The sequence below is a fragment of the Pseudooceanicola aquaeponti genome (assembly GCF_050897975.1).
Classification (GTDB): domain Bacteria; phylum Pseudomonadota; class Alphaproteobacteria; order Rhodobacterales; family Rhodobacteraceae; genus Pseudooceanicola.
On sequence record NZ_JBPAXY010000003.1, the window covers coordinates 103860 to 117531 of the forward strand.

Annotated in this window: 9 protein-coding genes; 6 read left to right on the forward strand and 3 right to left on the reverse strand. The window is 67.8% G+C overall.

Features of this window, described 5'->3' with window-relative positions; all coding sequences use genetic code 11:
- Positions 1-75: 75 nt before the first annotated feature.
- From ACRARE_RS07235 to lpdA, 5 genes are all read left to right on the forward strand, one after another.
- Positions 76-3411: a YhdP family protein gene (locus ACRARE_RS07235; RefSeq protein WP_432655754.1), complete on the forward strand. Its 3336-nt coding sequence runs from the start codon at positions 76-78 to the stop codon at positions 3409-3411.
- A gap of 109 nt (positions 3412-3520) precedes the next feature.
- Entirely contained in the window at positions 3521-4573 is a 1053-nt protein-coding gene (queA, locus tag ACRARE_RS07240) for a tRNA preQ1(34) S-adenosylmethionine ribosyltransferase-isomerase QueA (RefSeq protein ID WP_432655755.1), read from the forward strand.
- Between the two features lie 92 nt (positions 4574-4665).
- Positions 4666-5943 (forward strand): MFS transporter, encoded by a 1278-nt coding sequence (locus ACRARE_RS07245; RefSeq protein WP_432655756.1) that lies wholly within the window; start codon positions 4666-4668, stop codon positions 5941-5943.
- 99 nt (positions 5944-6042) lie between these two features.
- The gene (locus tag ACRARE_RS07250; protein ID WP_432655757.1) at positions 6043-6624 is read left to right on the forward strand and encodes a DUF924 family protein; all 582 of its coding nucleotides are present in this window, start codon (positions 6043-6045) and stop codon (positions 6622-6624) included.
- A gap of 294 nt (positions 6625-6918) precedes the next feature.
- Positions 6919-8313, forward strand: a complete 1395-nt coding sequence (lpdA, locus tag ACRARE_RS07255) for a dihydrolipoyl dehydrogenase (protein ID WP_432655758.1) — start codon at positions 6919-6921, stop codon at positions 8311-8313.
- 70 nt (positions 8314-8383) lie between these two features.
- Here the strand turns inward: lpdA and ACRARE_RS07260 are convergent, their stop codons facing one another.
- Together ACRARE_RS07260 and ACRARE_RS07265 are read right to left on the reverse strand one after the other, a co-directional pair.
- The gene (locus ACRARE_RS07260) at positions 8384-9079 is read right to left on the reverse strand and encodes a ZinT family metal-binding protein (protein WP_432655759.1); all 696 of its coding nucleotides are present in this window, start codon (positions 9077-9079) and stop codon (positions 8384-8386) included.
- A 152-nt stretch (positions 9080-9231) separates the two neighbouring features.
- Positions 9232-9591 (reverse strand): rhodanese-like domain-containing protein, encoded by a 360-nt coding sequence (locus ACRARE_RS07265; protein ID WP_432655760.1) that lies wholly within the window; start codon positions 9589-9591, stop codon positions 9232-9234.
- A gap of 160 nt (positions 9592-9751) precedes the next feature.
- Between ACRARE_RS07265 and uvrA the strand changes: the two genes are divergently transcribed.
- The gene (uvrA, locus tag ACRARE_RS07270; protein ID WP_432655761.1) at positions 9752-12610 is read left to right on the forward strand and encodes an excinuclease ABC subunit UvrA; all 2859 of its coding nucleotides are present in this window, start codon (positions 9752-9754) and stop codon (positions 12608-12610) included.
- A gap of 56 nt (positions 12611-12666) precedes the next feature.
- Here the strand turns inward: uvrA and ACRARE_RS07275 are convergent, their stop codons facing one another.
- Positions 12667-13653, reverse strand: coding sequence for a phosphotransferase family protein (locus ACRARE_RS07275; RefSeq protein WP_432655762.1), 987 nt, complete (start codon positions 13651-13653; stop codon positions 12667-12669).
- Positions 13654-13672 lie beyond the last annotated feature (19 nt).

A 13672-nucleotide genomic window follows, 5' to 3' on the forward strand; every position in this document is an offset into this window, starting at 1 on the left:
CATCTGCCGGACGGCCCGCCGGGGCGGGATTGACTGGGTAGGGAACAGGGCGCCGGGCCGGGCGCAGGAGACGCGATGCACAAGCTGAAGCCGCAGCCGCAGGCTCTGGCGCCGAAACCCCGGCACCATCGCCTGTTGCGCCGAACGGCGCGCGTGGCGCTGCTGCTGATCCTGCTGGTTGGGCTGGCGGCAGGGCTGGGCGGCCTGCGCCTGCTGGTGCGCGGCGAGGCGCTGACCGCGCCACCCTGGCTGCGCGACCGGGTCGAGGCGCGGCTGGAGCATCAGGTGCCCGGGCTCGACGTGACCTTTTCCGGTCTGTCGGTGGTTTTCGAGGCGGCCTGGCATCCCCGCGTCCGGGTGCGCGAGCTGTCGATGATCCTGCCCGAGACCGGCTCGCGCGTGGTGCTGAACCAGGCCACCATGCGTCTGGCCCCGGCCGCGCTGCTGCGCGGACGGCTGCAACCCCAGGACATCACCGTCGAAGGCGCGCAGCTGCGCCTGCGCCGCCGCGCCGACGGGCGCTTCGATCTGACCTCGACCGATCAGGGCGCCCAAGCGCGGGATCGCGACATCGCCCTGGTCCTGGCCGAGCTGAAGGCCTCGCTGGCGACCCGCGACCTGGCCGGGCTGAGCCGGATCGAGGGGCTGGGCCTGACCCTGGTCTACGAGGACCTGCGCGCCGATCGTGCCTGGTCGGTGGATGGCGGGCGCATCGTGCTGGACCGCGACGGCGCCGATCTGGTGATCCGGGGTGACTTCTCGCTGCTTGGCGGGCGCAGCTATGCGACCCTGGTCGAGACCAGCTATACCACCCGGCTGGACCGCAATTCGGGCGAATTCCAGCTGTCGGTCGAGGATATGCCCGCCGAGGATCTGGCGACGCAAAGCCCGGCGCTGGCCTGGCTGGGGGTGCTGCGCGCGCCGCTGTCGGGGGCGCTGCGCCTGTCTCTGGAAGAGGACGGCGCGGTTGGCCCGCTTTACGCCACCTTGCAGATCGGGCGCGGCGTGGTGCAGCCCGCAGAAGGGGTGCGCCCGGTGCCCTTCGACACGGCGCGCAGCTATTTCTCTTTCGATCCGGCCACGCAGATGCTGCGCTTCAACGAGTTGTCGGTGCAAAGCCCTCTGGTTTCGCTGCTGGCCGAGGGCGCCTTCCGCCTGGGCAGCGCGCCGGATGGCGGGGTGCAGATGACCGGCCAGCTGAGCGCCAGCGAGATCGTCACCAACCCGGGCGACCTCTTTGCCTCGGCGCTGCGGCTGGAGCGGGCCGAGGCGGATCTGCGGCTGCGGTTCGACCCCTTCGAGGTGAGCCTGGGCGAGCTGGTGCTGCGCGAGGGCGGCCATGTGATGCGCGCCGACGGACATATGACCGCGGGCGCCGCGGGCTGGGGGCTGGGCCTTCAGGGCGCGCTGACCGCCTCGGCCCCGCCCGAGGATGCGGCGGGAGAGGGCGGGGGCTTTGCCGCCGCCGCCCTGTCGCCCGACGACGTGCTGGGCTTCTGGCCCCCCACGGCGGCCAGCAAGAGCCGCGACTGGGTGGCGCGCAACCTGCTGGAGGGGCGGCTGTCGAACCTGCAATTCGCCCTGCGCGCAGGCCAGGACGTGGCGCCGCAGATCCAGCTGGGCTTCGATTTCGACGACACCACGCTGACCTTCATGAAATCCATGCCGCCGCTGCAACAGGCGCGCGGCCATGCGGCCCTGTCCAACGGGCGTTTCGCCGTGCAGGCCGATGCGGGCCATGTGACCGGTCCGGGCGGCGGGCGGATCGACGGGACGGGCACCAGTTTCGTCGTGCCGGACGTGCGCCAGAAACCGGCCGATGCCGAGATTGCCCTGCGCCTGGCAGGCCCGGTGGAAGAGATCCTGGCCCTGCTGGACGCGCCGCCGCTGTCGCTTCTGTCGAAGGCCGGGCGCGCGCCGGATCTGGCGCGGGGCACCGCAGAGCTTGGCGCCAGCCTGCGCTTGCCGCTGATCAAGAACCTGCCGCTGGAGGCGATAGAGCTGCGCTATGCCGGGACGCTGAGCGATGTGGAAAGCGACACCATCGCGCCCAATCACCTGCTGCGCGCCCCCCGGCTGGAGGTGGCGGGCGATACCACCCAGATCCGCATCGCCGGGCAGGGCAGCTGGGACGGGGTGGCCTTTGATGGCAGCTGGCACGCCGACTTCGGCCCCGAGGCCGGGCCGTCGCGGGTCGCGGCGCAGCTGCGCCTGGATGCGGCGGCGGCCGAGGGGCTGGGCCTGGCCCTGCCGCCGGGGGCCCTGCGCGGCGCCACCCAGGCCGATCTGACGCTGGAGCTGCCCCGCGACGCGCCGATGCGCTTTGCGGTGGAAAGCGACCTGGCCGGGCTGGGCCTGTCGCTGCCCTCGCTGGGCTGGTCGCTGTCGCAGGCCGCCACCGGCCTGGCCCGGGCCGAGGGTCAGATGGGCCCGGCGGGGGTCACGGTCGACAGGCTGCGGCTGGAGGGGCCGGGGCTGACCCTGTCGGGCGCGCTCTCGGCCACCCCGGAGGGCCAGCTGGAGGCGCTGCGGCTGGAGCGGCTGGCGGTCGGGCGCTGGCTGGATGTGGGCGCGCGGCTGACCCCGCGCGGCGCAGGGCAGGCCCCGGCGCTGACCCTGACCGGCGGGCGGGTCGACCTGGCGCGGATGCCGGATCTGCCCCAGGGCGGCGGCGCCGCGCCGCTGGATGTGGCGCTGGACCGTTTGCAGATCACCGACACCCTGGCCGTGACCAACCTGCGCGGGTCCCTGTCCGCCGGGGGCACGGCGCGTGGCCAGGGCCGGTTCCGGGGCCGGATCAACGGCGGCGCCGAGGTCACCGCCACCCTGGACGCGGGCCGGATCCGCATCGAGGCCGCGGACGCCAGCGCAGCCCTGGCGGATGCGGGGTTCCTGAAGAAGGGCAATGGCGGGCAACTGGTGCTGGATCTGGTCCCGGCGGGCGGCAAGGGGGCCTATGACGGCCAGCTGCGCATCACCGACATTCGCATCCAGGAGGCCCCGGCGGTGGCCGAGCTGCTGAACGCCCTGTCCATCGTCGGCCTGCTGGAGCAGCTGTCGGGGCCGGGGATCCTGTTTGGCGATGTCGAGGTGGAATTCCAGCTGCGCCCCGGGCGCCTGACGGTGACCCGGGCCAGCGCGGTTGGCGCCTCGATGGGGGTGTCGCTGGACGGGGTCTATGACCTGGCCGCCGACCAGTTGCAGATGCAGGGGGTCGTCTCGCCCCTATACATGCTGAACGGCATCGGCGCGCTGCTGACCCGCAAGGGTGAGGGGTTGATCGGCTTCAACTTCGACCTCAGCGGCCCTGCCTCGGACCCGCGTGTGCGGGTGAACCCGCTGTCGATCTTCACCCCCGCCATGTTCCGCGAGATCTTCCGCCGCCCGCCCCCGGACCCGGCGGGCGAGTGACCCGCCCCGCACCGCCATTGCGCCCTGCGGACCCAGGGTGTAGCCGAGGCCGCGATCCGGGCTATGTCCCGGAGGCAAGAGCAGACACAGACCACGACAGGAGCGCCAGGTGCAGCTTTCCGATTTCGACTTCGACCTGCCCGAAGAGCTGATCGCGACGCGACCGGCGCGGCCGCGCTCTTCTGCCCGGCTGCTGGTGGCCGAGGGGGACCGGATCACCGATGCCATCGTGCGCGATCTGGGCGACTACCTGCGCCCCGGCGACCGGCTGGTGCTGAACGATACCAAGGTGATCCCGGCGCGGCTGACCGGCACCCGTGCGCGCAGCTCGGCCCAGGGCGAGACCGAGGCGAAGATCGAAGTCACCCTGCTGGAGCCGCGCGCGGAGGGGCACTGGGCGGCGCTGCTAAAGCCCTTGAAGAAGATCCGCGAGGGCGAGGTGATCCGCTTTACCCCGCGCCTTTCGGCCCGGCTGGAGGCCAAGGAGGCGGGGCAGGGGGTGCTGTCCTTCGAGGCCGAGGGCGATTTCGATGCCGCCCTGGCCGAGGCCGGGCAGATGCCGCTGCCGCCCTATATCGCAGCCCTGCGCGCCCCCGATGCCCAGGACAAGACCGATTACCAGACGGTCTGGGCCAGGAACACCGGCGCGGTGGCCGCCCCGACCGCCTCGCTGCATTTCGACGAAGACCTTCTGGCGCGCCTGGACGCCATGGGGGTGGCGCGGACCCATGTCACCCTGCATGTGGGCGCGGGCACCTTCCTGCCGGTGAAGGTCGACAACGTCGCCGAGCACAAGATGCACGCCGAATGGGGTCATGTCAGCGAGACGGCCGCGGCCGAGATCGCGGCCACCAAGGCGGCGGGCGGGCGCGTCATTCCGGTGGGCACCACGGCGCTGCGGCTGATCGAAAGCGCCGCGCGCGAAAGTGGCGCCATCGCCCCCTGGACCGGCGAGACGGATATCTTCATTTACCCCGGCTTCACCTTCGCCGTGGCAGATGCCCTTATGACCAACTTTCACCTGCCGAAATCGACCCTGATGATGCTGGTCTCGGCCCTGATGGGCACCGAGAGGGTGCGGGCGATCTACGACCATGCGATTGCCGAGCGATACCGCTTTTTCTCTTACGGCGATGCCTCGCTGTTGATCCCTGCGCCCTGACGTGAAATCCAAGGGGCATCCGGGCCGCACCGCGCCTGCCTCTGCCCCTGCTGGCTGCCCGAAGGGCGGCCCGACGACATAGGAACGATCACATGCTTCAGGTTCTCGGATCCGCCTGGGCCCTTCTGCTGGGCCTGACCCTTCTGATGCTGGGCAACGGCCTGCAAGGCACCCTGCTGGGTGTGCGGGGCGAGATCGAGGGGTTTTCCACCTTCGAGATGTCTGTGGTGATGTCGGCCTATTTCGCGGGCTTCCTGGGCGGGTCCCGCCTGGCGCCCGAAATGATCCGGCGGGTCGGCCATGTGCGGGTCTTCGCCGCGCTCGGCTCCTTCATCTCGGCGGTGCTGATCCTCTATCCGGCCTGGGCCAATCCCTGGGCCTGGACGGCGGAACGGATGATCATCGGCTTCTGTTTCTCGGGGGTCTATGTGACCGCGGAAAGCTGGCTGAACAACGCCGCCACCAATGAAAACCGCGGCAAGGCGCTGGCGCTTTACGCGCTGGTGCAGGTGATCGGCATCATGGCGGCCCAGGGGATCCTTCTGCTGGGCGACCCGGCGGGGTTCATCCTGTTCATCGTGCCCTCGATCCTGGTTTCGATCTCTTTCGCGCCGATCCTGCTGTCGGTCTCGCCGACGCCCGCCTTCGACAGTACCCGGCCGATGTCGCTGAAAGAGCTGTACCGCGCCTCGCCCCTGTCCATCGTGGGCGTCTTCCTGGTGGGCGGGGCCTTCTCGGCACAGTTCGGCATGGCCGCGGTCTTCGGCTCTCAGGCGGGGCTGACCCTGCCGCAGATCTCGCTGTTCATCACCATGTTCTACATTGGCGCCACCATCGCCATCTACCCGCTGGGCTGGATCTCGGACCGGATGGACCGCCGCTTGCTGATCGCGATCGAGGCCATCGTGGCCGGGATCGGCGGCATCATCGGCTTCGTCCTTGCCGACAGTTTCACCGCCCTGCTGGTGGCGGCCTTCATCATCGGGGCGATGACCAATCCGCTGTATTCGCTGCTGTTGGCCTATCTGAACGACATTCTGGACCACGACCAGATGGCGGCGGGCAGCGCGGGGATGCTGTTTGTCAACGGGCTGGGCGCCATCGGCGGCCCGCTGCTGACCGGTTGGGTGATGACCATGACCGGGCCGAAGGGTTTCTTCCTGTTCATCGCCGTGCTGCTGCTGGCCACCGCCGCCTATGCCTTCTACCGCATGACCCAGCGTCCCTCGGTGGCGGTGGACGACACGGCGGCCTATGCGCCGGTGCTGATGTCGGCCACGCCGGTGGCCGTCGAGGCGGCGCAGGAATGGGCATATGAGGTGGCCGAGGAAGCCGCCGAAGAGGCTGCGAGTGGCGAAAACGGCGCGTGAGCGCTCACATCCCGACCTGCCGGAAAATCTATCATTTCCTTATTGTGAAAACTTTGTAACGCTGGGGCAAATGGCGCAATCGCGAAAGAGGAGATAGCCATGATTGCCCCCGAAGACGTGTTGTCCTTCTGGCTGGATGAGGTCGGCCCCGAGGGCTGGTATCAGGCAGGCGAGGCCCTGGATTCAGAGATCCGCGCCCGGTTCGGTGCCGCCTGGGCCCATGCCTGCGAAGGGGGCTACGGGATGTGGCTGACCTATCCCAGCGGGGCGCTGGCCTATGTGATCCTGATGGACCAGTTCCCGCGCAACATGTTCCGCGGCGACGGGCGCGCCTTCGACAGCGACAAGGTGGCCCTGGCGGCGGCCAAGGTGGCGATTGATCATGGCTTTGACATGAAGATCGACGAACCGGCGCGACAGTTCTTCTACCTGCCGATGATGCATTCGGAAAACCTGTGCGATCAGGAACGCTGTGTGCGGCTGATGCTGGACCGGATGCCGGAGACCGGCGCGGCCAATCTGAAACACGCCAAGGCGCATCGCGAGGTGATCCGCACCTTCGGGCGTTTCCCCTATCGCAATGCGGCGCTGAAACGGCACAGCACGGCGTCCGAGGCGGCCTATCTCGACAAGGGCGGCTATGGCGAGACGGTACGTTCGGTCGAGGCCGCAGCGGGCTAGTCCCGGCTTTCGGGTCGAAGGAACCAAGGGGGCGCTGTCCGGGATCCGGGCGGCGCCCTTTTCCTTTGTGCGCCGACTCGGCGGCGGCTGGCCCGGGGGCAGGGCGCGACCTTCGGGCGGTTTGACAGGGGCGTGCGGGGCGCTAGGGTCAGGGACAGGGCGCGCCGGGTTTCCCCGGATGCATAGCGGCCTTTCGGCGCAATCGGCGTCGGGGGCTATGGCTGTGCTTGTCGCCTGCTGGTAGATAGTTTAACGTCAAACTATCTTGAAGCCTAAGGTTCAGCGGAGGGGCAGATGGCAGCCAAGTCTTTCGATTTCGTGGTGATCGGGGCCGGCCCGGGCGGCTATGTGGCCGCCATTCGGGCGGCGCAACTGGGCCTGAGCGTGGCCGTGGTCGAGCGCGAGCACCTGGGCGGTATCTGCCTGAACTGGGGTTGTATCCCCACCAAGGCGCTGCTGCGCAGCTCCGAGATCTTCCATTTCATGGAGCGCGCCAAGGACTACGGCCTCAGCGCCGAGAAGATCGGCTTTGACCTCGACGCGGTGGTCAACCGCTCGCGCGGGGTGGCCAAGCAGATGGAAGGCGGCGTGCGCGGCCTGCTGAAGAAAAACAAGGTCACCGTCATCATGGGCGAGGCCAAGCTGGCCGGTAAGGGCAAGGTCAGCGTGGCCACCAAGGACGGCACCGAAGAGCTGACCGGCAAGACCATTGTCCTGGCCACCGGCGCCCGGGCCCGCGAACTGCCCGGGCTGGAGGCCGATGGCGATCTGGTCTGGACCTATCGCCACGCGCTGAAACCTGTGCGGATGCCGAAAAAGCTTCTGGTCATCGGCTCGGGCGCGATCGGCATCGAATTTGCCAATTTCTACAACACCCTGGGCGCGGACACGACCGTGGTCGAGGTGATGGACCGGGTGCTGCCGGTGGAAGACGAGGAAATCTCGAAATTCGCCAAGAAGCAGTTCGAGAAACAGGGCATGAAGATCCGCGAAAAGACCATGGTCAAGAAGCTGGATCGGGCGAAGGGCAAGGTGACGGCGCATCTGGAACAGGGCGGCAAGGTCACCACGGAAGAGTTCGACACGGTGATTTCCGCCGTGGGCATCGTCGGCAACGTCGAGAACCTGGGCCTGGAAGAGCTGGGCGTGAAGATCGACCGGACCCATGTGGTGGTCGACAAATACTGCGCCACCGGGGTGGAGGGGCTTTATGCCATCGGCGACATCGCGGGCGCGCCCTGGCTGGCGCACAAGGCCAGCCACGAAGGCGTCATGGTGGCCGAGCTGGCCGCCGGCAAGAAACCCCACCCGGTGCGCCCCGAAAGCATCGCGGGCTGCACCTATTGCCATCCCCAGGTCGCCTCTGTCGGCCTGACCGAGGCCAAGGCCAAGGACGCGGGCTATGACGTCAAGGTCGGCCGCTTCCCCTTCATCGGTAACGGCAAGGCCGTCGCCCTGGGCGAACCCGAGGGGCTGGTGAAGACCGTCTTCGACGCCAAGACCGGCGAGTTGCTGGGCGCCCATATGGTTGGCGCCGAGGTGACCGAGCTGATCCAGGGCTATGTGGTCGGTCAGACGCTGGAGACCACCGAAGAGGATCTGATGAACACCGTCTTCCCGCACCCGACCCTGTCGGAAATGCTGCATGAATCGGTGCTTCAGGCCTATGGACGCGCGATCCACATCTGATCGCCAACCACCAGATTGCAAAAGGGGCGCCGGTTGATCCGGCGCCCCTTCGCCTGTCCGGGCCCTGGGATCAGTGGGCCAGCATCTCTTGGGCGATCTCGGCGCCGCTCAGATCGGCAGGGTAGTAGGTCGGCCAGTTGGTGACCTCTTCCAGCAGGGCCGCGCGGTCGTCGCCCCAGTAGAGGTGGTAGTGACCCGCGTCCGTCGGGGCCACCGCATGGTCGCTGAACTGCACATAGCCCGGTGCGGCGGCGTCGCCCTCGACCTTGCGGAAGATGTAGCGCACGCCGCGGTTGCCCTTGGCGTAGGTCAGCACCTCAAACCCGTCATCCGCATAGGTGCCGGTCACCGAGCCCTCGGGGCCGTGGAAGGTGAAGGTCGGGCCGTCGATCTGGATCCGGTCCACGTCGGTGGCATAGCCGATCTGGTAATAGGCGGTGTAGTCTTCCGCGCTTTTGTCGCCATGGGCGGCCTTGTCGGCCATCACCGGCGCCAGGGTGCCGTCCTGAAGCAGCGGATAGACCGATTGCCAGTCGCCCTGCCAGTCGGCCAGGCTGCGCGGCTGGATCTCTTCATCGGTGAAATAGCCGTTGTAGATGCGCTGCGCGTCCTCGTCGTGGGAGTGCGCGTGCTCATGGGTTTCCGCCTGATCATGGTCGTGATCGTGGTCGTGGGTTTCGGCCAGGGCGGGCAGGGCGGCGGTGGCGGTCAGGGCGCCAAGGGCCAACGCGGCCAGGGTGTGCGGGAACAGGGGACGGGACGACATGGGATCTCCTCTCGAATCACGTGATGATATAACATGACGTGACCTAGACGGAGCGCGACCGGGGGACAAGACGATTGTCGGGCGGACTGTCGGGCCGGCTTGTGGGGCCGCGCGTCGGCGCGGGCGTCGGCACGGGCGGACCGGGCGGCGGGTCAGCCCCGCTCGACCTGGCCCCCGGCGCGGGTCCAGTGGCCCAGCCCGCCGATATTGTGCACGTCGCTGTATCCCAGCCGTTCCAGCACCTGCTTGGCCGAGGCGGCGCGCCCGCCCGCGGCGCAATAGACGCAGATCGTCGCCTCGGGGCTGAGCAGCGGGTCGCACTCGGGATGGCGCGGATCGGCGCGGAAGGGCAGGGTGGTCAGCGGGATACAGATCGCCCCCGCCGCCTTGCCCGACCGGCGGATCTCGGCGGCGTCGCGCACGTCGAGCAACAGCACACGGTCGCGCTTCTCGACCGCCTCTTGCGCGCTCATCCCGCCGGATTGCGAGAGACGGGACAGGAATTTGAACATCGGGATGCCTTCGGAACTGCCTGCGATGGCCCCAAGATGGGGATGCGGCGCCGTATTGTGAATGGGCGCAGGTTAATGTTTCCCTAATGTTCTCACTTTCCCCTTGGACAGGCGTTCCGTCTCGCCTATCTCTACACCCAGTGGTTTCCCGGGGGCGAATATGGCCGAGCAGAAGTTTATCGAGGTCCGCGGCGCGCGCGAGCACAACCTGAAGGGCATCGACGTGGACATCCCCCGCGACCAGCTGGTGGTGATCACCGGGTTGTCCGGCTCGGGCAAGTCGTCGCTCGCCTTCGACACGATCTATGCGGAGGGGCAGCGGCGCTATGTCGAGAGCCTGTCGGCCTATGCGCGGCAGTTCCTGGACATGATGGAAAAGCCCGATGTGGATCATATCAGCGGCCTCAGCCCGGCGATTTCCATCGAGCAGAAGACCACCTCGAAGAACCCGCGCTCGACCGTTGGCACGGTGACCGAGATCTACGATTACCTGCGCCTGCTCTTCGCCCGCTCCGGCACCCCCTACAGCCCCGCCACCGGCCTGCCCATCGAGGCGCAGCAGGTGCAGGACATGGTCGACCGGGTCATGGGCATGGAAGAGGGTACGCGCGGCTATCTGCTGGCGCCGATCATCCGCGACCGCAAGGGCGAGTACCGCAAGGAATTCCTGGAGCTGCGCAAGCAGGGCTTCCAGAGGGTCAAGGTGGATGGCGAGTTTTACGAGCTGGACGAGCCGCCGACCCTGGACAAGAAGTACCGCCACGACATCGACGTGGTGGTCGACCGGATCGTCGTGCGCGAGGGCATGGAAACCCGGCTGGCCGACAGTTTCCGCACCGCCCTGGACCTGGCCGACGGCATCGCCGTGCTGGAGACCGCACCGAAGGAGGGCGAGGCTGAGCGGATCACCTTCTCCGAGAAATTCGCCTGTCCCGTCAGTGGCTTCTCGATCCCCGAGATCGAACCGCGCCTGTTTTCCTTCAACGCCCCCGATGGCGCCTGTCCCCATTGCGACGGGCTGGGGATGGAGCTGTTCTTTGACGAACGCCTGGTGGTGCCCGATGGCCAGCTGAAGGTGGCCGACGGCGCCATTGCCCCCTGGCGCAAGGGCAAGTCGCCCTATTTCCTGCAAACCATCGACGCCATCGCGAAGCACTATGAGTTCGACAAGAACGCCCGCTGGAAGGATCTGCCGAAGAAGGTGCAGGATGTCTTCCTCTACGGCTCGGGCAAGGAAGAGATCGCCTTCCGCTATGACGAGGGCGGCCGCGTCTACAACATCACCCGCGCCTTCGAGGGCGTCATTCCCAACATGGAACGGCGCTATCGCGAGACCGACAGCAACTGGGTCCGCGAGGAATTCGAGCGCTACCAGAACAACCGCCGCTGCGGCACCTGCAACGGTTACCGGCTGAAGCCCGAACCGCTGGCGGTGAAGATCGACGGCCATCACATCGGCAATGTGGTGGAGAAATCCATCCGCGAGGCGCTGGAGTGGATCGGCGCCGCTGGCGACACCCTGTCGAAACAGAAGGCCGAGATCGCCCGCCCGATCCTGAAAGAGATCCGCGAACGCCTGGGGTTCCTCAACAACGTCGGGCTGGAATACCTGACCTTGGCGCGCGCCTCGGGCACCCTGTCGGGCGGGGAAAGCCAGCGGATCCGCCTGGCGAGCCAGATCGGCTCGGGCCTGACCGGCGTGCTTTATGTGCTGGATGAACCCTCGATCGGCTTGCACCAGCGCGATAATGGGCGGCTGCTGTCCACGCTTAAGGGGCTGCGCGATCAGGGCAACTCGGTCCTGGTGGTGGAACACGACGAGGAGGCGATCCGCGAGGCCGATTACGTCTTCGACATCGGCCCCGGGGCCGGGGTGCATGGCGGCCAGGTGATCGCCAAGGGCAAACCCGAAGAGATTGCCGCCGATCCGGCCAGCCTGACCGGGCAATACCTGTCGGGCAGCCGCGAGATTGCTGTTCCGGCCGTCCGGCGCGAGGGCAACGGCAAGAAAATCCAGGTGGTGAAGGCCAGCGGCAACAACCTGAAGGACGTGACCGTCGATTTCCCCCTGGGCAAGTTCGTCTGCGTCTCGGGCGTCTCGGGGGGCGGCAAGTCGACCCTGACCATCGAAACCCTGTTCAAGACCGCCTCGATGCGGCTGAACGGCGCCCGCCAGACGCCCGCCCCCTGCGAGACGATCAAGGGGCTGGAACATCTCGACAAGGTGATCGACATCGACCAGCGGCCCATCGGGCGCACGCCGCGGTCGAACCCGGCGACCTATACCGGCGCCTTCACTCCGATCCGCGACTGGTTCGCGGGGCTGCCCGAGTCGAAGGCGCGCGGCTACAAGCCCGGGCGCTTCAGCTTCAACATCAAGGGCGGGCGGTGTGAGGCCTGTCAGGGCGACGGGGTCATCAAGATCGAGATGCACTTCCTGCCCGACGTTTACGTCGAATGCGAAACCTGCAAGGGCCAGCGCTACAACCGCGAAACGCTGGAGATCAAGTTCAAGGGCAAGTCCATCGCCGACGTCCTCGACATGACCGTCGAGGATGCGCAGGAGTTCTTCCAGGCTGTACCCTCGATCCGCTCGAAGATGGACGCGCTGGTGCGCGTCGGTCTGGGCTATATCAAGGTGGGCCAGCAGGCGACGACCCTGTCGGGGGGCGAGGCGCAGCGGGTGAAGCTGTCGAAGGAGCTGAGCCGCCAGTCGACGGGCCGCACCCTCTATATCCTCGACGAGCCGACCACGGGTCTTCATTTCGAGGATGTGCGCAAGCTGCTGGAGGTGCTGCACGAGTTGGTCGAGCAGGGGAACACCGTTGTGGTGATCGAACATAACCTCGACGTCATCAAGACCGCCGACCATATCATCGACATCGGCCCCGAGGGCGGCGATGGCGGCGGCGAGGTGGTGGCCATCGGCACGCCGGAAGAGGTGGCCGAGGTGGGGCGCAGCCACACCGGGCACTACCTGAAGGACATGCTGAAGGGCGCGAAGGTGGCCGCCGAATAGGGAGCGACCGGACGCAGGGCAAAGGGGCCCGGGGGAAACCTCCGGCCCTTCGCGCCTCACGCCAGGTCGAAGGCCAGTGCCAGCCGCCGCTCCAGCCGGGCCCATTTGTCGCGCTGAAAGTCAGAGCGGGCATAGCGCGCCTGGTCGATGCTGATCCAGGTGATCAGCAGCCGGGCGCGCAGGCAGAAGTCCAGCAAGGGGCCGTCCACCTCCTGGCCGTAGCCCTCCAGGAAGGCCGCGCGCGAGCTGTGCAGGATGCCGCCGGGGCCAATCTGACTTTCCGGCCCGTCGCATTGCACATCGGTTTTCAGGAAATCGACCATGTCGTAGACCGCCAGCTTGCGCCGCTCTTCCGACAGGTCGAGGCCGCGCGCGCCTGCCGGGCCAATCAGCAGGTTGCCGGGGTGATAGTCGCCGTGGCACAGGCAGCGGCGCGAGACCCGGCCGCGCAGGGCGCCTGCCTGCTGGCGCAGGGCGCGCAGCATCGGGCGATAGGCCTTCGGGGCGGCCTGGGGGGTGGCCCCGGCCTGCACCGCGTCGAGCTTGGCAAAGATCCACTTCGGCCAGAAGGGCGACACATCCGCCGGGCCCTGCCCATGCAGCGCCGCCAGCCAGCGCCCGGCCAGACGGAAGACCGGCGCCGGGTCTTCGCCCGAGATCAGCCGGGACCAGGCGGTCTCTTCGTCGTTGTAATCGGTCACCATGAAGCCGCCGTCGGGCGACAGGTAGATCGGATGGACCACGCCCAGGTCGGGCTTATCCGCCAGGGCGGCCTCCAGCCGCCGCAGGGCCTGGAATTCCAGCGCCAGTCGTCCGTCCTGGGCGGCCTCGGCGTTCAGTTTCAGCACGAAGACCTGGCCCCCCAGCTCCATCTTCAGGACAAAGCGCGGCAGGGGCCCGCCCGAGGCATTGTCGATACGGAGGAAGGCGGGGCGGCGGCTGTCGGGGGGTGTCGGGAAGAGGGCGCGCCCCTCGTGGGCGGCCAGGAACTCTGCGGCGCAGGCCTCGGCCAGGTCGCGGTCGAAATCCAGGAATGTCAGCATTGTCGGTCCCTTGCCCCCG

What these genes read in the sequence shown, in the direction of transcription:
- uvrA (WP_432655761.1), top strand. Translation starts at nt 9,752, where the DNA reads ATGGCCGAGCAGAAGTTTATCGAGGTCCGCGGCGCGCGCGAGCACAAC.
- lpdA (WP_432655758.1), top strand. Translation starts at nt 6,919, where the DNA reads ATGGCAGCCAAGTCTTTCGATTTCGTGGTGATCGGGGCCGGCCCGGGC.
- ACRARE_RS07245 (WP_432655756.1), top strand. Translation starts at nt 4,666, where the DNA reads ATGCTTCAGGTTCTCGGATCCGCCTGGGCCCTTCTGCTGGGCCTGACC.
- ACRARE_RS07250 (WP_432655757.1), top strand. Translation starts at nt 6,043, where the DNA reads ATGATTGCCCCCGAAGACGTGTTGTCCTTCTGGCTGGATGAGGTCGGC.
- ACRARE_RS07260 (WP_432655759.1), bottom strand. Translation starts at nt 9,079, where the DNA reads ATGTCGTCCCGTCCCCTGTTCCCGCACACCCTGGCCGCGTTGGCCCTT.
- ACRARE_RS07265 (WP_432655760.1), bottom strand. Translation starts at nt 9,591, where the DNA reads ATGTTCAAATTCCTGTCCCGTCTCTCGCAATCCGGCGGGATGAGCGCG.
- ACRARE_RS07275 (WP_432655762.1), bottom strand. Translation starts at nt 13,653, where the DNA reads ATGCTGACATTCCTGGATTTCGACCGCGACCTGGCCGAGGCCTGCGCC.
- ACRARE_RS07235 (WP_432655754.1), top strand. Translation starts at nt 76, where the DNA reads ATGCACAAGCTGAAGCCGCAGCCGCAGGCTCTGGCGCCGAAACCCCGG.